19 protein-coding genes are annotated in these 18,320 nt (G+C 64.0%); 8 read left to right on the forward strand and 11 right to left on the reverse strand.

Annotated features, from left to right (window positions below):
- Positions 1-11 precede the first annotated feature (11 nt).
- On the forward strand, positions 12-830 hold the full coding sequence (gene nadE, locus MLB1_RS03410; RefSeq protein WP_180748302.1) for an ammonia-dependent NAD(+) synthetase: 819 nt from the start codon (positions 12-14) through the stop codon (positions 828-830).
- On the opposite strand, the gene MLB1_RS03415 is transcribed toward nadE, so the two are convergent.
- Complete coding sequence (locus MLB1_RS03415; protein ID WP_180748303.1) at positions 827-1,699, reverse strand: SDR family oxidoreductase; 873 nt, start codon at positions 1,697-1,699, stop codon at positions 827-829. The genes nadE and MLB1_RS03415 overlap by 4 nt on opposite strands.
- A 137-nt stretch (positions 1,700-1,836) precedes the next feature.
- Between MLB1_RS03415 and MLB1_RS03420 the strand changes: the two genes are divergently transcribed.
- Positions 1,837-2,712, forward strand: coding sequence for a DUF4349 domain-containing protein (locus tag MLB1_RS03420; RefSeq protein ID WP_180748304.1), 876 nt, complete (start codon positions 1,837-1,839; stop codon positions 2,710-2,712).
- Here the strand turns inward: MLB1_RS03420 and MLB1_RS03425 are convergent.
- On the reverse strand, positions 2,683-3,306 hold the full coding sequence (locus MLB1_RS03425) for a TetR/AcrR family transcriptional regulator (RefSeq protein ID WP_180748305.1): 624 nt from the start codon (positions 3,304-3,306) through the stop codon (positions 2,683-2,685). The genes MLB1_RS03420 and MLB1_RS03425 overlap by 30 nt on opposite strands.
- Positions 3,307-3,422: 116 nt before the next feature.
- Here MLB1_RS03425 and MLB1_RS03430 point away from each other — a divergent pair, with 116 nt between their 5' ends.
- Together MLB1_RS03430 and MLB1_RS03435 are read left to right on the forward strand one after the other, a co-directional pair.
- Positions 3,423-4,910, forward strand: a complete 1,488-nt coding sequence (locus tag MLB1_RS03430) for a cytochrome P450 (RefSeq protein WP_180748306.1) — start codon at positions 3,423-3,425, stop codon at positions 4,908-4,910.
- A 122-nt stretch (positions 4,911-5,032) separates the two neighbouring features.
- Positions 5,033-6,511 (forward strand): cytochrome P450, encoded by a 1,479-nt coding sequence (locus MLB1_RS03435; protein ID WP_180749668.1) that lies wholly within the window; start codon positions 5,033-5,035, stop codon positions 6,509-6,511.
- 8 nt (positions 6,512-6,519) lie between these two features.
- On the opposite strand, the gene MLB1_RS03440 is transcribed toward MLB1_RS03435, so the two are convergent.
- From MLB1_RS03440 to MLB1_RS03455, 4 genes are all read right to left on the reverse strand, one after another.
- Positions 6,520-6,969 carry a hypothetical protein gene (locus MLB1_RS03440; RefSeq protein ID WP_180748307.1) on the reverse strand — a complete coding sequence of 150 codons (450 nt, stop codon included), beginning with the start codon at positions 6,967-6,969 and terminating at the stop codon, positions 6,520-6,522.
- A gap of 145 nt (positions 6,970-7,114) precedes the next feature.
- Positions 7,115-8,098, reverse strand: a complete 984-nt coding sequence (locus MLB1_RS03445; protein ID WP_180748308.1) for a CobW family GTP-binding protein — start codon at positions 8,096-8,098, stop codon at positions 7,115-7,117.
- Between the two features lie 35 nt (positions 8,099-8,133).
- Positions 8,134-9,138 (reverse strand): hypothetical protein, encoded by a 1,005-nt coding sequence (locus MLB1_RS03450; protein WP_255485577.1) that lies wholly within the window; start codon positions 9,136-9,138, stop codon positions 8,134-8,136.
- 14 nt (positions 9,139-9,152) lie between these two features.
- Positions 9,153-9,962, reverse strand: a complete 810-nt coding sequence (locus MLB1_RS03455) for an SDR family oxidoreductase (protein WP_180748309.1) — start codon at positions 9,960-9,962, stop codon at positions 9,153-9,155.
- Positions 9,963-10,146: 184 nt separating this feature from the next.
- Here MLB1_RS03455 and MLB1_RS03460 point away from each other — a divergent pair, with 184 nt between their 5' ends.
- A complete protein-coding gene (locus MLB1_RS03460) occupies positions 10,147-10,809 on the forward strand; it encodes an NAD(P)H-binding protein (protein ID WP_180748310.1) in 663 nt (220 codons plus the stop codon).
- On the opposite strand, the gene MLB1_RS03465 is transcribed toward MLB1_RS03460, so the two are convergent.
- On the reverse strand, positions 10,806-11,822 hold the full coding sequence (locus tag MLB1_RS03465; protein WP_180748311.1) for an LLM class flavin-dependent oxidoreductase: 1,017 nt from the start codon (positions 11,820-11,822) through the stop codon (positions 10,806-10,808). The two genes, MLB1_RS03460 and MLB1_RS03465, sit on opposite strands and share 4 nt — an antisense overlap.
- A 33-nt stretch (positions 11,823-11,855) precedes the next feature.
- Between MLB1_RS03465 and MLB1_RS03470 the strand changes: the two genes are divergently transcribed.
- Complete coding sequence (locus MLB1_RS03470; protein ID WP_180748312.1) at positions 11,856-12,347, forward strand: SRPBCC family protein; 492 nt, start codon at positions 11,856-11,858, stop codon at positions 12,345-12,347.
- Between the two features lie 7 nt (positions 12,348-12,354).
- Here the strand turns inward: MLB1_RS03470 and sigC are convergent, their stop codons facing one another.
- Positions 12,355-12,906 carry an RNA polymerase sigma factor SigC gene (gene sigC, locus MLB1_RS03475; RefSeq protein WP_180748313.1) on the reverse strand — a complete coding sequence of 184 codons (552 nt, stop codon included), beginning with the start codon at positions 12,904-12,906 and terminating at the stop codon, positions 12,355-12,357.
- A 76-nt stretch (positions 12,907-12,982) separates the two neighbouring features.
- Here sigC and MLB1_RS03480 point away from each other — a divergent pair, with 76 nt between their 5' ends.
- Positions 12,983-14,386, forward strand: coding sequence for a PepSY domain-containing protein (locus MLB1_RS03480; protein WP_180748314.1), 1,404 nt, complete (start codon positions 12,983-12,985; stop codon positions 14,384-14,386).
- A gap of 19 nt (positions 14,387-14,405) precedes the next feature.
- Here the strand turns inward: MLB1_RS03480 and MLB1_RS03485 are convergent, their stop codons facing one another.
- The 3 genes from MLB1_RS03485 to MLB1_RS03495 form a co-directional block, all read right to left on the reverse strand.
- Positions 14,406-15,125 carry a DUF2275 domain-containing protein gene (locus MLB1_RS03485; RefSeq protein WP_180748315.1) on the reverse strand — a complete coding sequence of 240 codons (720 nt, stop codon included), beginning with the start codon at positions 15,123-15,125 and terminating at the stop codon, positions 14,406-14,408.
- A 146-nt stretch (positions 15,126-15,271) separates the two neighbouring features.
- Complete coding sequence (locus MLB1_RS03490; RefSeq protein WP_180748316.1) at positions 15,272-16,393, reverse strand: YeiH family protein; 1,122 nt, start codon at positions 16,391-16,393, stop codon at positions 15,272-15,274.
- Between the two features lie 4 nt (positions 16,394-16,397).
- Positions 16,398-16,553, reverse strand: coding sequence for a hypothetical protein (locus MLB1_RS03495; RefSeq protein WP_180748317.1), 156 nt, complete (start codon positions 16,551-16,553; stop codon positions 16,398-16,400).
- 209 nt (positions 16,554-16,762) lie between these two features.
- Here MLB1_RS03495 and MLB1_RS03500 point away from each other — a divergent pair, with 209 nt between their 5' ends.
- Positions 16,763-18,301, forward strand: a complete 1,539-nt coding sequence (locus tag MLB1_RS03500) for an acyl-CoA synthetase (RefSeq protein ID WP_180749670.1) — start codon at positions 16,763-16,765, stop codon at positions 18,299-18,301.
- The last annotated feature ends 19 nt before the right edge of the window (positions 18,302-18,320 follow it).

The following is an 18,320-nucleotide window of genomic DNA, read 5'->3' on the forward strand; positions in this document are numbered from 1 at the left end:
ACAGTCGGGCCATGAGCCTTCGCGAAGAGATCCGGTCCGCCCTCGACGTCTCCCCCACGATCGACCCGGCCGCCGAGGTGTCGCGACGAGTCGGGTTCCTCAAGGACTATCTAAGGGTCAGCGGGACAGCCGGATTCGCGCTCGGCATCTCCGGCGGTCAGGACAGCGCGCTGGCCGGTCGTCTGTGCCAGCTGGCGGCACAGGAGTCGCGACTCGAAGGTGTCGAGGCCGAGTTCACCGCCGTGCGGTTACCCTACGGCGTGCAGGCCGATGAGTCCGATGCCCAAGTGGCCCTTAGGTTTATCGACCCAGATCGCACCATCGTCGTCAATGTCAAGGACACCTCCGATGCCGCCGCCGACGCCGTCGCGGACGCACTCGGCGAGACGCCGTCCGACTTCGTGCGCGGCAATATCAAGGCCCGGGAGCGGATGGTGGTCCAGTATGCGGTGGCCGGTCAGCACCGGCTGCTGGTGGTCGGCACCGACCACGCCGCTGAGGCCGTCACGGGCTTCTTCACCAAGTTCGGCGACGGTGGCGTCGACGTCACCCCGCTGACGGGACTCACCAAACGCCAAGGCGCACAAATTCTTTCCCACCTCGGCGCCCCACAGAGCATCTCGCACAAGGTGCCCACCGCCGACCTGGAGGATGACCGGCCGGCGCTCCCCGACGAGGTCGCGCTCGGTGTCACCTATGCGCAAATCGACGACTATCTGGAAGGCAAGGCGGTCACCGTCGAAGCTGCCGAACGCATCGAACGGTGGTATCTGCAGACCCGGCACAAGCGCACGGTGCCCGTCACCCCGTTCGACGGCTGGTGGCGTTAGGGGTTCTCCGACTCCGAGGTAGCCATCCCGGACCGCATTACTTTGACGAAGATGCGGTTGACCCCTTGCATCGCCATGCTGTACGGCCACCAAAGAGAGCGCTTGAACAGGTACAGCGCCCTGATGTCGATGGATGTGTATACCAGGTACCGGTTGTGCCGAATGCCGTACAGGATCCGGTCGGCCACCTTCTCGGGCGTGACCGCATGCCCGACGAACCGATTCATCCACTTGCTCACGTCGGGGTTGTCGCGGTCCACGCCGGCAATGTCGACGGTGCGCACCAGCGGGGTGTTGACGGCGCCCGGCACCACCACCGTGACACCGATCTTGTAGCGCGCCAGGTCGAAGCGCAGCACCTCCGAGACACCGCGTAGACCGTACTTACTGGCGCTGTAGGCGGCATGCCACGGCAGGGCCACCAACCCGGCCGCCGATGACACGTTCACGATCTGGCCGCCGTTACGTGCCTTGATCATCGCGGGCACGAAGCTCTCGATGACATGGATCGGCCCCATCAGGTTGATATCGACCACCGAGCGCCACTGCTGATGACTGAGCCTGTCCACGGATCCCCACACGGATATCCCCGCAATATTGAGCAGGACGTCCATACTCGGGTGGGCCGCGAGGATGTCGGCGGCGAAAGCCGCCACCGCGTCATAGTCGGAGATATCGAGCGCACGGTAGGCACTGACCTTGCCCCCGGCGGACGTGATCTCTTGCACGGCGGACTCCAAACCGTCGGCCGCACGGTCGGTCAAAAACAGCTCGGCACCCTCCCGCGCCAGACGCAGCGCAGTGGCCCGCCCGATACCGCTGGCGGCTCCCGTGACGAAGCATCGCTTACCGGTGAAGTCGTATGCCATTACTGAACCGTACCGGCCGTCATTCGGGAATTTCTGCGCGGTCCAATAGCAAACGGTACCTTCGAGAGATGTCGATTGATATCACGCAATCTCGCCGAAGGTGGTTACCTTGGGCAACTACAATTGCAGTAGTACTCATGGCATCACTGGCATGCTCCGGTGGCAGGACTTCCCATAGCGAAGGCACCCAAGGCGGCGGCTACACCGCCACGCAAGCGCCCACCTATCAGCAGCCTGCGGCGGCCCCGCTTCGCGACTCGGCGCAACAGGCCCCTCAATACGGCCCGCCGACCGAGGCCAAGCGGGACATCGTCAAGACCGGATCGATGACGATCACCGTCCCCAACCCGTCCGAGGCCGCCGACAAGGCGGCCGGCCTCGCCGAATCGGCCAATGGCCGGGTGGAGAGCCGCTCGGAGGACGCCGGATCGGGATCGGGCCGCGCGCGCACCTCCATCGTGCTGCGTGTCCCCGCCGCCAAGCTCGACGGCGTTCTTCGCGATCTCAAGGAGTTGGGGAAGGTCAAATCCGCCGACACCAAGAGCGACGATGTGACCTCGCAGCGAGTCGACCTGGATGCCAGAATCGCGGCGCTGCAGACTTCCGTCGACCGGCTGCTGGTGATCATGCGTGATTCCAAGGACACCGACGCCTTGATCAAGGCCGAGAACGAGTTGTCCAAGCGGCAGGCCGACCTCGACAGCCTGCGGGCGCAGCGCAACCAGCTCGGAGATCAGGTCGCCTACAGCTCGGTCGACGTCACATTCCTCGCCGAGGAGGTCGGCCTCCCGCCGACACCGCCCAAGTACCAAGGATTCTTCGGACAGATCGAGCGCGGCTGGGATGGGTTGGTCGCGGCGGGCGGCAGCGTGCTGCTGCTGTTCGGGCTGCTACTCCCGTGGCTTGGTGCGCTCGCCGTCCTCGGCGGAATCGGCTACGGCGTTCTCCGCACAGTGCGGCCGCTCCGGTCCGAGACGACTAAGCTAGCGCCCCAAAAGGCTGACACGCCATAGAGTTTCGATGATCCCGAGCGCCCGTCCGGGATCGGTGTCACGCCCGACGAACGCACTGTCACCTGACACAGTCATTGCGGTAAGCGCCACCAGCGAGCGCACCAACGCCGGCAGGTCATCCGAAATAGGTTGCGCGCCGCGTTCATTCACCTCGATCTCGGCGATCCGGAGGATCTTCTCGATAACGACGTCGGTCAGATCGTCGAGCAGCCCGGCGATCGTGGAATCGGTGATCCGCGCCTCCTGGCACGCCTTCATCAGCGGGTCACTGTGCGCGAACGACGCGGCGGCACTGCCCACCATGCGGTTGGCGAACTGCTCGGGAGTCTCGGTGTCACCACGCGGCGCGAAGTAGTGGGTTAGTTCATCGAGCTCGGCGAAGGCGTCGCCGACCATCTGCGCGAGTACCGAGTACTTGCTGTCGAAGTAGAAATAGAACCCCGACCGGCCGACTCCGGCCCGCTCGCTGATCGCGCTGACCGAGAGGTCGGCGAAGCTGTGGTTCTCGGCGATGAGCTCGGCCACGGCCGTCATGATCGCGTCACGCTGACGATCACCACGGGTCTGCGTGCCTGTGCGCGCTGGACTGGCCACCTGCCTAGTTTGCACTGAAATACGGTACGAGCAGAACTTGACACCCGTCAAGTTCTGTGTCGAGGATGAGTCAGAGCACATCGGCGTGCTCACGGCGAGCGAAGGAGCCATCCCCAATGGCGACGATCAGCAGCACCGAATACTTCATCGACCAGGCCAAACGTCGCCTGCCGACCCTCAGCACCCTGCCCGGTCTAGGTTTTGTCGAGAAACGCCTGAAGGCGTACGAGTGGAAGCAGATTCCCTTCGCCGAGCCCCCGGTGGGCAGCGATCTCAAGCCCGTCATGGGCGACTGGGGCCTACCGGTCATCGGGCACATGGTCGAGCTGTTCCGGGGCGGGCCCGATTACGTGCAGTGGATGTACCAGAACAAGGGGCCGCTCATCTGGTCTGGCTCGTCGATCCTGCGATCGGTCGCAGCGCTGGGCCCGGACGCGACACAGGAAGTCTTCACCAACAAGAACAAGGATTACTCGCAAGAGGGCTGGGTGCCGGTGATCGGGCCGTTCTTCAAGCGGGGCCTCATGCTGTTGGACTTCCAGGAACACCACAAGCACCGCCGCATCATGCAGGAGGCGTTCGTCCGCACGCGGCTGGCCGGCTATGTGGAACACATCGACAACGTCGCCAGTGCGATCGTTGCCGACTTCCCTACCAACGACTCCAGGTTCCTGTTCCACCCGGCGATGAAGGAACTGACACTCGACGTCGCGTCAGTGGTGTTCATGGGCAATGAGCCGGGTGCCGACAAGGACCGACTCAAGAGGGTGAATCAGGCATTCGTCGACACCACCCGAGCCGGCGGCGCGATACTCCGGTTCTCGGCGCGCCCGTTCAAATGGTGGCGCGGGCTGCAAGGACGCAAGGTACTCGAGGACTACTTCAGTGAGCGGGTACGGATTGCGCGCCAGAAGGATTCGGGTACCGACATGCTGACGGCACTGTGTCATGTGGTCACCGATGATGGCGAGCGGTTCACCGATGACGACATCGTCAGCCACATGATCTTCGTCATGATGGCCGCGCACGACACGTCGACGTCAACGTTGACGACGATGGCGTATCACCTTGCCGCACATCCGGAATGGCAGGAGCGGGCGCGTGACGAATCTGCCCGTCTGGGCGACGGCCCGCTGGATATCGATTCCCTCGAGAAGCTCGAGACCCTCGACCTGGTGATGAACGAGGCCCTGCGCCTCGTCACACCGCTGCCGTTCAACGTCCGATCGACGGTCCGCGACACCGAGCTGCTGGGGCATTTCATCCCGAAGGACACGATGATCATGCTGTGGCCCGGCATGAATCACCGGCTACCCGAATTGTGGACGGATCCGAACACATTCGATCCCGCGCGGTTCGCCGAGCCGCGTAACGAGCACAAGCGCCATCGCTACGCATTTTCACCGTTCGGCGGCGGCGCCCACAAATGCATCGGCATGGTGTTCGGACAGTTGGAGATCAAGGCCGTCATGCACCGGCTGTTGCGCAAGTACCGGCTCGAACTCGCGCGGCCGGACTATCAGCCGCATTGGGACTACGGCGGCATGCCGGTGCCGATCGACGGCATGCCGATTGTGCTGCGCCCGCTCGCTGACCGCTTCTGACCGCAGGCGGGCACCTCACGGCGAAACGCCGCATGAAACAGAACTTGACACCCGTCAAGTTCTGCGGCAAAGATGAGCTGGAGCACATCGACGTGCCGCCGCGAGCGAAGGAGCCACGCCCAATGGCGACGATCAACAGCACCGATTACCTCATCGACCAGGCCAAACGGCGTCTCCCGACGATGAACACGCTTCCGGGGCTGGGCTACGCCGAGAATTGGCTGAACAACCGCGACTGGCCCATGACCGAGCTAGCCCCGCCGCCGCCGGGTAGTGGTTTGAAGCCGGCAATGGGCGATAAGGGTCTGCCGCTGGTCGGCCACATGATCGAGATGTTCCGCGGCGGTATCGACTGGGTGTTGGACACGTACGACAAACGCGGACCGGTGAGCTGGACCCAAACCCCGATCGGCAAGGTCGTGGTGGCGCTCGGACCCGATGCGACACAAGCAGTTTTCAGCAACCCGAACAAGGACTTTTCACAGCAGGGCTGGGTTCCGGTGATCGGCCCCTTCTTCAGCCGCGGACTGATGCTGCTGGATTTCCAGGAGCACCGTGAGCATCGGCTCATCATGCAGCAGGCGTTCCTGCGCAGCCGCCTGGCCGGGTACGTGGAGCAGATAGACAGGGTCGCAGACGATATCGTCGCCGACTGGCCGACCAATGACGGCCGGTTTCTCTTCTACCCCGCCATCAAGGAGCTGACCCTCGACATTGCATCGGTGGTCTTCATGGGTAACGAGCCCGGCGCACAACACGATCGACTCGAGAAGGTGAACAAGGCCTTCGTGGCCACCACTCGAGCCGGTGGCGCCATCTTCCGGTTCAACCTGGCACCCTTCAAGTGGTGGCAGGGCCTGGAGGGTCGCAAGCTGCTCGAGGAGTATTTCACCGAGCGCGTTGCCATTGCGCGCCAGAAGGATTCGGGCGCGGACATGTTAACCGCGTTATGTCACTCCGTCACCGACGAGGGCGAGGCCTTCTCGGACAAGGACATCGTCAACCACATGATCTTCCTGATGATGGCCGCGCACGACACCACCACGTCGACCACCACCACGATGGCCTACTACCTGGCCGCCAACCCCGAATGGCAGGACCGGGTTCGCGATGAATCGGACCGTCTCGGTGACGGCCCCTTGGACATCGACTCGCTGGAGAAGTTGGAGAGCCTCGACCTGGTGATGAACGAGGCCCTGCGCCTCGTCACACCGCTGCCGTTCAATGTCCGCTCGACGGTGCGCGATACCGACCTGCTCGGGTACCACATACCCGCCAACACCATGATCAACATCTGGCCGGGCATGAACCACCACCTGCCAGAGCTGTGGACGGACCCGGAGAAGTTCGATCCCGACCGTTTCTCAGAACCGCGATCGGAGCACAAGCGTCACCGGTACGCATTCGCACCGTTCGGCGGTGGAGCACACAAATGCATCGGCATGATGTTCGGCCAGCTGGAGGTCAAGGCCATCATGCACCGCCTGCTTCGGCGCTATCGGTTTGAACTGGCAGATCCGAACTATCAGGCCCATTGGGACTACGCAGGTATGCCGCTGCCGATCGACGGCATGCCAATCATGCTGCGTCCCTTGAAGTAAGCGAGCAACTACACGCTGAGGCGATTGGCGCAGGCGGTGACCGCCTTGAGCGATGAGGTGGTGGCATCGAGTCCTCGACCCATCGCCCAGGCGGTGCTGGTTCCGTTGGTGCCACGCACGAAGGTGAATGTCTGATCGCCGTCGTGCAGCTGGTGGAAGTTGAGGGTCTCCATCCGTATCCCCCGCTCGGACAGCATGGCGGTCAGCGCCGCTAAGGGGCCGGAGGCGGCGGCGGTCGACGACTCGATGCGCTCACCGATCGCGAGCGTCGCCTGGTAGATGCCGTCGGTCTCTGACCACTGTCCCACTCGTAGCGGACCCGCGCTTCGCTCATAGGTGTGGCAGAGCGAGGTCCAGGACATGTTGCCAGCCTCTTCGCGCAGCCCGCGCGGCAGCCGAACACCGAAGCGGGACGCGAACGGATCTGAATGCTTAGAAATTGTTGTTGGGGAGTGCATGTGCCGGTCTTTCATTCGAAATGGAAGGTGACCGACAGGTAGTAGCTTCGACCCACAGCGAGGGGTCGGTCTGGATCAGACCCCGCTGCGGGTAGCTACTACGAGAAGACGCTGCATGAGAAGCAACAGTAGACGCGGCGTCTGATTAGCGCAAATACTTTCCCAGGACCAGCATCGACCGTTCCAGCTCGGGGTCCGGCGGGTCGTCAACGAGGGTGTGCAGACGGTCGGTGATGGTGTCGCCGTCCAGGTGGGTACCGATAAGAACCAGGCGTGCACCGGAAGCTCGTCGGGGCGCCTTGTCGATACTGATGTGGTCCCCCACGGTGTGCACGGCCAGGGTCTTGTCGCCCAGCCGCACCACACCCTTGATGCGGTACACACCTACAGGCTGGCTGTCGAGAAACTCGATGAGCCGCCGCGGATGCAGTGACTGCTCCGTGGCGAACTCCACCGTCTCGTAGTGGTGGTGTGCATGATGGTCGTGGTCATGTTCCTCACGGATGAGGTCCTCAAGCGAAAGCTGGCCGACCGGCTCCGGGCGTTCCTTCTTGTCGAACAGCAGCCGCGGATCGACGACGGCACCGGTGGTCTCCACGATCGCCGCACGCGGGTTGCGTTCCTTGACAACGGCCCGCAAGTAGGTGCGGTCGCCTGCATCGGCGAGGTCAATCTTGTTGAGGACCACCAAGTCTGCCAAAGACAGGTGCTGAGCAATCTCCGGGTACCGGGTGGCGACGTCCTCGTATTGGGCGGTGTCGACGACGGTGACCAGTCCCCCATAACCAATCCGGTCATCGTCAGCGGCCGCCGCGAGCACCATGCGCACCAAAGGCAACGGCTCGGCCAGCCCGCTCGCCTCGATGACGATGGCATCGATATCGCGGCCCGCAAGAGACGTCAGCATGCCGCCCAGTTCATCGGCGTCGGCGGCACAGCACAAGCACCCATTGGACATCGTCATGGTCGAGTCGATCTGGCCCGCCACCAGCATGGCGTCGATGTTGATCGCACCGAAGTCGTTGACTACCACGCCGATTCGCACGCCCATGGTGTTGCGCAACAGGTTGTTCAGCAGCGTGGTTTTACCGGCGCCCAGAAAGCCGGAGACGATGGTGACCGGGATCAAACGATGTTCTCGACACTTCTCTGCACGGTGCCAGTCTAGGTTCTGGTGACCGCCGCGCGGATATCGGCCGCCTGAACATCCACCGTCTGCGGACCGTTCCCGGTGACGAGGCCGATCCGCTTGTCCGAGAGCAGGATAAGCGACGTCGGGACGGACGCAGTCCTGACGGTGAAACCAGCCTCACGCAGGCCCTCATCCACGAAGTACTCCAGGCGCGTCGGCCCGGGCGGGATGTGCACATACCCCTGGTCGAGCATGCCGGTCTCGCCCTCTTTACCTACCGTGGTGACCTCGGCGGAGAGAAAAACGTTGTCCTCGACGCGGTACGGGGAGCCGTTCTGATCCACCCGCAGGTTCGTGGAGGTCAAGGCGATCGGCGCGTGGCAGATCAACGAGATGTACACGGCGTTCTCCCGGGCGGTGTGCAATACCTCGCCGAGCCAGGGATTCTTGTGGAAATCGACCATCGGGGCGTGCCCGCCGGGGGCGTGGATGAAATCAAAATCAGCGAAGCTAAAGCTGTCCGAAGGGTCGCGGTGCCTGCCGATCAGCTCGGGGAGCGACAGGTATGGACGCGACGGTAAGGCCTCCACCCGGCGCACCACCTCAGGGCGGAACGCGCGGACCTCCGCATCCGTCGAGGGTAGTGGTTCCGTGATCGGAAGCCTGCCCAATTGGCCTTCTAGGAGCTGCAATTCACGCTCGCGCCGCTCGACCAGGTCGGCGTGTTCGTGCCGGTACGCGTCGATATCGAAATCGGGGCTGGAGAATGCCGCCACCGAACTCGCGTAGACCTCGGTCATCCGGTCGGTCGCGTGCCACGGGATCGAGAAGCCATTGACGTCGATCTGCGGCGCGGCACCGTCCGGGGTGGCCAGCGTGAACTCGTAGTCACCCTCGAATTCGGCCAGCACTTGCGCCAGCTCGACATGGAAGAAGCCGATCGGGATCTGTGGCACAGACGGCGGTGCGAGCAGCGGTAGCGCACGCGCCGACGACAAGATAATCAGTGCACGGCGCTTGACCGTGGGGTCAGTCATTGAGGACAACGTTCCTAGTTGATCGTGGAGATAATGCCACCGTTGACGAATATGGTCTGGGCCGTCGTCCATCCCGATTCCGGCAGCACCAGCAGCCTGGCCACGGGCAGGATGTCGTCTCCGCGCCCGATCTGCCCGTTGATACTCATCGACTCCAGCCAGGCGATGTTGTCATCTGATTCGGCGGGGTAGAAGAAGCTCGTCTGCAAAGGCCCGGGGGCAATACAGTTCACCGTTATCCCGCGGCCGCCAACCTCTTTGGCCAGCGACTTGGTGAAGTGTTCGACGGGCGCCTTGGATCCCGCGTACGCGCTGTAGGTCGGGGCCAGTGCACCAACCATGGTGGTGACGAAACTCAGGATCCGGCCGTTATCGGCCATCCGGCGCGCCGCCTCGCGCATCATGAAGAACACCGTCTTGGCGTTGGCGTTGAAGACCGCATCGTATTCGTCTTCGCTAATGTCCGCCAAGGGTTTCCGGACGATCATCCCTGCCGTGTTGATCAGGATGTCCCACCGTCCGAACGCCTCGAAGGCGGCGTCGGCGAGCTTGGTGCAATTCTCGGGAATCGAGAGATCGGCCTGGAAACTGACGGCATCACCGCCAGCCTCCTGAATCTGCCGGACCACCGTGTCCGCTAGTTCCCTTTTGTTGTCGCTGCGGTAGTGCACCACGACCTGAGCACCGTCGTGTGCAAGCGTCCGAGCAAGGGCCGCACCCATATTCGCCGATGCCCCGCTGATCACAGCCACCTTGCCTGCCAGCGGCCGGTCCTGCGGCCGGTACGGCTGAACCGGATCGATTGTCCCCGGGGTGTCGACCATATCCACTCCTCATTGAAATCGGCGGCAGCGCTTAGCAAGCCCGACTATAACGAGCTATGCGACGTTGCAACTAACAAAAGAATGTTGACAGCTAACAAGTGCACCTTGTGGAACCGATATCCCCCGCCGGGAATGACCGAGATAGCGTCGGGGTTATCGATCGTTGTCACCCGAGAGGAACAGCATGCCCCAGAAAGTTGTCATCGCCGGAGGTCACGGTCAGATCGCCGCGCATCTGATCCGCCTACTGGCGGCACGCGGTGATACCGCCATCGCACTGATCCGTAATCCCGACCACGCTGCCGACGTGGAATCGTGGGGTGGGCAGCCCGTCGTACTCGATCTCGAGGCAGCCGACATACACGATGTGGCAGAGGCCCTGAGAGGCGCTGACGCCGCGGTGTTCGCAGCGGGCGCGGGACCGGGTAGCGGGCCCGCCCGTAAGGACACGGTGGACCGAGCGGCCGCGGTGCTATTCGCCGATGCTGCGGGGTATGCGGGTGCGCGCCGGTTCATTCAGATCAGTGCTTTCGGTGCAGGCGGGCCCGCACCGACCGAGGGTGACGAATCGTGGATCGCCTATGCGATCGCAAAGACGGCGGCCGAGGAAGACCTGCGCGTTCGCGACAGCCTGGACTGGACGATCCTGCGTCCCGGCTTGCTCACCGACGAGGCGCCGACAGGTTCAGTCACCTTGTCGGCCAGCACGATCGAACGCGGGCCTGTTCCCCGTGCCGAGGTTGCGGCGGTGGTCGCCCAACTACTCACGACATCGAACACAGTGCACCAGATCCTGTTTCTCACCGAGGGCAACACCCCGATCACCAGCGCGGTACGCGCGCTCTAGAGCAGCGCGAACAAGCGATCAAGCGCCCGTAGCTGCTCGTCGAATGGAGTGTCGAGCTTAATCAGAAGTGTCGAGATGCCCGCGGCGCGATAGCGTTCCAGCCGTTCACCGATCATTTCGTCGGTGCCGACGAGGTTAGTAAGGCGGCCAAGATCATCGGGCACGGCGTCACGGGCAGCATCCCGATCGCCGGCGCGCCACAATGATTCGACCGCGCGAACACCATCGCCGTAGCCGAGCCGCGTGAACGCCTCGTTGTAGAAGTTGCGTCCGGACGCTCCCATCGCGCCGATCGTGAATGCATATCCCGCAGCATGGCGCCTGATCGCCACAGCGGCATTGGTTCCGGTATCGGCGAACTCGAGGGCCACCGGCGCCACCAGGTCGATATCACCCAGCTCCCGCCCCGCCGCCACAGCTCCGTCGCGGATGGGGCCGAGGAATACCTCGGCCAGCTCGGGGATGAAGGAATTGCCGAGCCAGCCGTCGGCAAGTTCACCGGTGAGCGCCAGGTTCGCCGGACCCATGGCCGCGTTGTAGATGGGTAGATTCTGCGGTACCACCATGGGCCGCAAGGGTTTTCCAGAGCTTCCCGGCAGTGGCAGCGTGTACACCTGGCCCTCATACTGGAGCCGCTCCCCACGTGCGACCGTCCTGACGATGTCGATGGTCTCCCGCGTGGCCTGCACCGGCTTGGTGAAGCGGACGCCGTGCCACCCCTCCATCACCTGCGGGCCGGACGCCCCCACACCCAGGATGAATCGACCGCCGGAGAGCTGTTGAATGCTCAGCGCCGACGTCGCCAATAATGCCGGCGACCGCGACCCGAGCTGAACCACGAAGGTTCCCAGCCCGATGGTGTCGGTACAGGCCGCCAGGTAGGCAAGGCCGGTGAGAGCGTCATACCCCCACACCTCGGGCACCCACAGCGAGGCGACGCCCAACCGCTCTGCACGCCGCGCGAAGTCGGCGGCACCCGGCAGCCGCGGTTCGATCGTCACACCAATACGCATCCGACCCTCCATTTGCAGACGTAGGATCAGCCTATGCGATACCGCGACTGTCCGACTATCGAAGTCTCCCAACGGATGTCAGGAACGGTAACCGAGGCGTGGGCTCTCGTCACCGATATCACGCTCCCCACCGGCTGCACGGGCGAGCTCATCACCGCGAAATGGCTCGACGGAGCGGACAAGGTTGCGGTTGGCGCACGGTTCAGGGGCACCAACGGCGGAGATGGCTCCGAATGGAACACCGTCTCGGTGATCACCGAGGTCGAGCCGGAGTCCCGTTGGGTGTGGAACGTGCTATCCGATGGCGATACCTACGCGGCCAGTTGGAGTTTCGAGGTGGAGCCGGCCAGTGACGGGGTGATCGTGCGGCAATGGGGGCGCCTCGGCCCGGGCCCGTCGGGACTGACACCGGCGATCGTCGCGATGCCCGAGAAGGAGGCTCGGATCGTGTCACGCCGACTCCAGGACTGGCGCGCCGGAATGGAAGCCAACCTCCAGGAAATCGCCCAGCGTTTGTCGCGCTAGCCGATCTCTAGCCGGTCAAATTCTCGGGTTCGGACCAGCCGATCAGCTCATCGCGGGCACGTGCCACCCGGGACCGGATGGTGCCGATCGCGCAACCGCACACGTCCGCCGCCTCGGCATAAGACAGGCCGACAACCTGCGTCAGCACCAATGCCTCACGCCGGTCATCGTCGAGCGCGGCGAGAAGTGCCTTGATCTCCACCAACTCCTCGAACCGGTGCGTCGGGCGGCGCAGCGAGGCCTCCTCCAAGTCGGCCCCGTGCGCGATACGAGGCCGGGACTTCAGATGGCGAATATGGTCGGCCACTACGCGGCGCGCGATCGACAGCAGCCAGGTACGGACCGTAGAGCGTCCCGCGAACCGCGGCAGCGCACCGAGCGCCCTCAGGTACGTCTCCTGGGTGAGGTCGTCGGCAACGCCGGTATCGGCCAGGTAGGCGACGAATCGCCACACGTCGGCCTGGGTCGCCTTGACTACCGATTCCAGTGCGGATTGATCGCCGCGACCAGCGGACAACGCAAGCTCAAGCAGCTGGTCGTCATCGGTGCCGGTGGCCACGACTCCTACTCTATGTCGTAGACACTCAGCAGAAAACAGCGGGAACTCTTTGGGTGACGCATCCGACCAATATTTCGTGACATATACCGAGGAACGGTCTGAGGCTCGCGAGTCCAATCCCGATACCGTCTGGGGACGATTCGCGCCGATCGTGTTACGCCTGCACTTCTACGCCGGGCTCCTCATCGGCCCGTTCCTGCTGATCGCGGCACTGACCGGGCTCGCGTACGCGCTCGTGGGGCAGGTCGATGCCGCGGTGTACCGGCACGAACTCAAGGTTGATTCCGTCGGGTCCCAGCAGCTACCGCTCTCCGATCAGGTGGCGGCGGCGACGGCGACGCAGCCCGGGGGCACGGTGACGTCGATCCGTCCGCCTGCGCTCGCCGATGACACCACGCGGATTGTCTTCGCGACCGAAGACGTGCCCATCGACTACTCGCGCACGGTGTTCGTGGACCCATACAGCGGTCAGATTCGCGGAACCTTGACCACCTACGGCGAATGGTTGCCCGTGCGAGCGTGGTTCGACGAGCTGCACCGGAACCTGCACCTGGGTTCATTCGGACGCAATTACAGCGAGCTGGCGGCCAGCTGGCTGTGGGTGGTGGCCCTCGGCGGCCTGTTCCTGTGGATCGGCTACCGCCGCCGCACCGGGCGGCTGAACAGGCTTGCGCTCCCCGACCGCGACGCCACCCCACGCCGACGCCGACTGACCTGGCACGGCGCCGTCGGGGTCTGGATAGTCATTGGACTGCTCGCGCTTTCGGTCACCGGGCTCACCTGGTCACGCTATGCGGGCACCAACATCGGCAACATCACCCAGGCGATCCGCCCGGCACTATCCACGGATCTGGATCCGGCGGCAGCCAAGCCGATGACCGGGCACGAGCATCACACTGCGGCATCGGCTTCCAGCGGCGAGCCCCTTGCGGGCGTCAACACAGTGCTACGCACGACGCGCGATGCCGGCCTACGGGGCCCGATATGGATGACACCGCCGCCGGATGCCAACACCGCGTGGCTGGTGTCCGAACGTAAGCGCGATATCCCGACACACCTGGACACCATCACGGTGAACCCGTCCAACGGCGAGATCACCGGGCGCAGCAATTTCTCCGACTGGTCGCTGCTGCAGAAGTCGACCGAATGGGCGATCGACGGCCATATGGGCATCCTGTTCGGCATCCCGAATCAGATCCTGGTGGCGCTCATCGTGATCGGGCTCATGACCGTCATCACCCGCGGCTACCTGATGTGGTGGCAGAGGCGTCCGACCAAGAGCGCGCGCGGGCCGGTACCGCCGCGGCGTGGCGGTCTGCTTGCCCTCAAACCGGTGGAGCTGGTCGCCGTCGCGGTGGTGGTCGTCGGGATTGGTTGGTTCACACCGCTACTCGGAATCTCCCTGGCGGTGTTCCTCGCGATCGATCTCGCGTGGGCATTCGTAGCGGGCCGCCTATCCTCCGCGCGAGCGCGCAACTAGTGCGCGCTCAGCGGAGACGTCAGGCGGCTGAATTGTCCGTAGAGCGCAGATGCCGCTCCCCCGAACTCACCTCGTCGAGGAACACGGCGCGATGCTGGTTCGGCGGGATACGTCCGGCGCGGTAGTCACGCAGCACCAGCAACGCGAAAATCAACCCGAGCAGCACGGGTGAATGGCTGACGATGCGCGCCAGCGTCACCTGCCCGCTGACGGCATCGTTGATGACGTATCCGGTGAGCACGAACGCGAATGCGCCCAGCACCGTTGCCATTCCGGCGGCGGCGGCGGGCCGCACACCGGCGATCACCATGGCCACGCCCAGCGCCACCACCCAGGCGGTGGATTCGTTCATGAGGTGCTCACCGGTCATCGCACCGTGGTGATGCGAGGACACCATCCCGAAGTCGATTCCGGCGACCTGCATGCCGGCCACCCCCAACTGCAGCAGCCCAATTAACACCAGCGCACATCGGTTGATGTTGTGACGCGCCCAGTGCACATAGCGGGCGGTGCGAGTCAGGGGTTCGACAGCGGCGGCGGCCAGGATCTGCCCGGTCAGGTCATGGGTCGGCGCCGAACGCGCGTAGGCGAACTGACGCTCCAGCCCGCGCGCCCTCCCCAGCCATTCCCGACAGGACGCGCAGGACAGCACATGCTCGTCCAAACGCTTGCGCGCGACGTTCGCCTGCTCACCGTCGACCCACGCCGACAGCTGTTCGCGCACTACCTGACACTCCACACCTCCATCGTCGCCTATCGCATGAAGTTGGGTGTGAACACCCCCGGATCTTTACCCGCTCAGAGCGCCGCGAGCAGCTAGTTTGAGTCCGCGACCGCACCGAAGACATCGGCCTGACGACGGCCCGCGCGTCGATACCGCCCGATCTATACGTGCGCCCCCCAGCCGAACACGCGCGAGGTCAGCAGCACGAGGCCCAGAGACACCGCAGCCACCACCACCAGACCGATCACCGCGACCACGAGGGGACGCCAACCGCTGCGGGCGATCTCACGGAAGTTGGTGTTCAGTCCCACCCCGGCGAACGTCAGCAGAAACGCCCACTTGGAGACGTTTACGAGGTTGTTGACTTGGCCTTTGGTCAGCCATCCCAGGGTGACGACGGTGGACACTGCCAGGAAGCCCAGCACAAACTTCGGGAACTTGTCCCATACGAACGCGGCCTTGGCCTTGATACCGGGCGCGAGCGTGTCCGCCTCGCCGCGGGCGGCCCAATACAGCGCGAACCCGAGCACCACGAATCCGATGAGCGCATTGCGCGTGGACTTGACGACCGTCGCGATGTCACCGGCATGCTCGGAGTAGAGACGTCCGGTGGCGACGGTCTCGGCGGTGTTGTCGACGGCCAGACCGGCCCACAGACCGAACTCGTAGTCGGTCAGGCCGAGCCCGTGGCCGATCGCCGGCAGGGTGAACAGCGCCACCGCACCGAGCGCGAGGATCGACGCGATGGCATAGCTGACCTCCGAGTTGCGCGCCCGGATGGCACCCTTGGCCGCGATGATCGCCGATACCCCGCAGATCGAGGTGCCGATCGCCAACAACGAGCCCAGCTTTCCGCTGAGACCAAACCACTTGGCCGCCAACAAGATGATGGCGCCGGCCACCGTCATATCGATCACGATCTGCACCAGGCTGGTGCCGCCCAGTTTGAGGACATCGCCCAGGACGAATCGAGCGCCGAGGGCCACGATGCCGATCTTGAGCCAGAACTCGTACGTCTGCACCCCGGGGCGGAAGATGCGGTGCAGCCCGATGGTGTTCGTGATCAACAGGCCGATCACGATGGCCCACAACACATATTCGATATCGGGGACGGTCCAGTGCTGCGCCTTGGCCAGGTCCTTCCACCAGATCTGCGCGTACTTGCCCAGCAGACCCACGCCGATGAGCAGCAGGATGCCGGGTACGTAGTCGAGCAGCCGTGTGGAGGTGAAGCTCGCCTCGGGGTTTTCGTACGCCTCGTCGGCGGTCTGTGTAGTTGTCATCGGGTCACCACGGAATCTTGGGCAGCACGTTGGCTACCGCGAGTAGGGCGATCACACCGGCGATGATGGTTGCCCACCAGTCGACGCCGATGCGCGCGATGAGAGAGGTTGTGCGCTGGTCCTCGGCAGGTGCCGAAGCGCCGGACTGTTCGTCGGTCACGGACCGGAATCCTCGTGGGGCACCACCGGGCTCGCAAGACATCCGCTCGCATTGAGTCGAGCACTGCTCCCCTTTGTCGCCGTCGAGCCTGCGCTCAGCGCATCATTTCGGCCAATAGTGCTTTCTCAGCGCAGTCCCGATTCAGACTTGACAGTGTGTCAAGTACAGTCGACGACGCCGCAGACAACGCCGTCGAAAGGTCCTCGTTCGTGTACCCAGGTACCCACGCTTCGCAGTTCCCCGACAAGCCCGCCGTCGTGATGGCAGATTCCGGGACCACGCTCACGTACGGTCAGCTGGACGAGCAGTCGCGCCGACTGGCCCGTTTCTGGCATGACGCAGGGCTACGCAAGGGCGATCACGTCGCGATGATGAGCGACAACGTTCCCGAGGTGTTCGTCGCGTACTGGGCCGCACTGCGTTCCGGGCTATACATAACGATGGTCAACCACCATCTCGCCCCCGCGGAGATCAGCTACATCGTCAACGACTCCGGGTCCGCGGCACTTGTCGTTGCCGCAGGCGTGCGCGAACAGGCCGAGGCGATCCTCAACGACATCCCCGCGGTCAAGGTGCGCCTCTCTCTCGGCGGCGAAGTGGCCGGGTACGACTCGTACGAAGACGCAGTCGGTAACACCTCGGCCGACCCGCTCCCCTCCCAGCCCGCAGGCACAGACATGCTGTACTCCTCGGGAACTACCGGCCGCCCCAAGGGAATCAAGATTCCGCTACCCGATCGACAGATCGACGAACCGGGTAACCCGCTGATGGTGTTCGCCCATCTGTACGGCTTCGACGCCGACACTGTGTATCTGTCGCCCGCACCCACCTATCATGCAGCGCCGCTACGTTTCTCCGGCGTCGTGCAATCGATGGGCGGCACCGTGGTGGTGATGGATCGCTTCGACGCCGAGAGCAGCCTGGCCGCGATCGAGAAGCATCGGATCACCCACAGCCAGTGGGTGCCGACGATGTTCGTGCGGATGCTCAAGCTGCCCAAGGAGATACGGGACCGGTATGACGTGTCCACACTGAAGGTGGCCATCCACGCCGCCGCCCCGTGCCCGATCGAGGTCAAGCGTTCGATGATCGACTGGTGGGGGCCGATCCTGTACGAGTACTACTCCTCCACCGAAGGCAATGGCGTCACCTTCATCGACAGCGCGAACTGGCTCAAGCGGCCGGGCTCGGTCGGCAGCCCGGCACTCGGCGTTCTGCATATCTGTGACGAAGAGGGTGTCGAGCTACCCGCGGGCGAGGCCGGACTGGTGTACTTCGAGCGAGACGAGTTGCCGTTCGCGTACCACAATGATAGCGAAAAGACGCGTAGTGCTTGCCATCCCGCGCATGACACCTGGACAACGACGGGCGATATCGGATACGTCGACGAGGACGGCTTCTTGTTTCTCACCGACCGCAAGGCGTTCATGATCATCTCCGGGGGCGTGAACATCTACCCCCAGGAGATCGAGAACGCCCTGGCGCTGCACCCCGCGGTATTGGATGTCGCCGTCATCGGTGTGCCCGACGCCGAGATGGGGGAATCGGTCAAGGCAGTGGTGCAGCCGGCCGATCCGTCGGCTGATCAGGAAACGCTCGCCGCGGAGCTCACCGACTACCTGCGCGAGCGGATCGCCCGGTACAAGGTGCCCCGTAGCTTCGACTTCACCGATACCCTTCCGCGCACTCCCACCGGTAAGCTGGCCAAAGGACTGGTACGCCAAAAGTATTGGGAGGGGGCTCGATGAGGACGGTGGCTGCGATCTG

Origin of the sequence: Mycobacteroides sp. LB1 (assembly GCF_013449725.1) — a bacterium.
In the GTDB taxonomy this organism is placed as follows: Bacteria; Actinomycetota; Actinomycetes; order Mycobacteriales; family Mycobacteriaceae; genus Mycobacterium.

Excerpts from the sequence above, each read along its gene's own strand:
- nadE (WP_180748302.1), top strand. The coding sequence starts at position 12 with ATGAGCCTTCGCGAAGAGATCCGGTCCGCCCTCGACGTCTCCCCCACG.
- MLB1_RS03415 (WP_180748303.1), bottom strand. The coding sequence starts at position 1,699 with ATGGCATACGACTTCACCGGTAAGCGATGCTTCGTCACGGGAGCCGCC.
- MLB1_RS03420 (WP_180748304.1), top strand. The coding sequence starts at position 1,837 with ATGGCATCACTGGCATGCTCCGGTGGCAGGACTTCCCATAGCGAAGGC.
- MLB1_RS03430 (WP_180748306.1), top strand. The coding sequence starts at position 3,423 with ATGGCGACGATCAGCAGCACCGAATACTTCATCGACCAGGCCAAACGT.
- MLB1_RS03435 (WP_180749668.1), top strand. The coding sequence starts at position 5,033 with ATGGCGACGATCAACAGCACCGATTACCTCATCGACCAGGCCAAACGG.
- MLB1_RS03440 (WP_180748307.1), bottom strand. The coding sequence starts at position 6,969 with ATGCACTCCCCAACAACAATTTCTAAGCATTCAGATCCGTTCGCGTCC.
- MLB1_RS03450 (WP_255485577.1), bottom strand. The coding sequence starts at position 9,138 with ATGACTGACCCCACGGTCAAGCGCCGTGCACTGATTATCTTGTCGTCG.
- MLB1_RS03455 (WP_180748309.1), bottom strand. The coding sequence starts at position 9,962 with ATGGTCGACACCCCGGGGACAATCGATCCGGTTCAGCCGTACCGGCCG.
- MLB1_RS03460 (WP_180748310.1), top strand. The coding sequence starts at position 10,147 with ATGCCCCAGAAAGTTGTCATCGCCGGAGGTCACGGTCAGATCGCCGCG.
- MLB1_RS03465 (WP_180748311.1), bottom strand. The coding sequence starts at position 11,822 with ATGCGTATTGGTGTGACGATCGAACCGCGGCTGCCGGGTGCCGCCGAC.
- MLB1_RS03470 (WP_180748312.1), top strand. The coding sequence starts at position 11,856 with ATGCGATACCGCGACTGTCCGACTATCGAAGTCTCCCAACGGATGTCA.
- MLB1_RS03490 (WP_180748316.1), bottom strand. The coding sequence starts at position 16,393 with ATGACAACTACACAGACCGCCGACGAGGCGTACGAAAACCCCGAGGCG.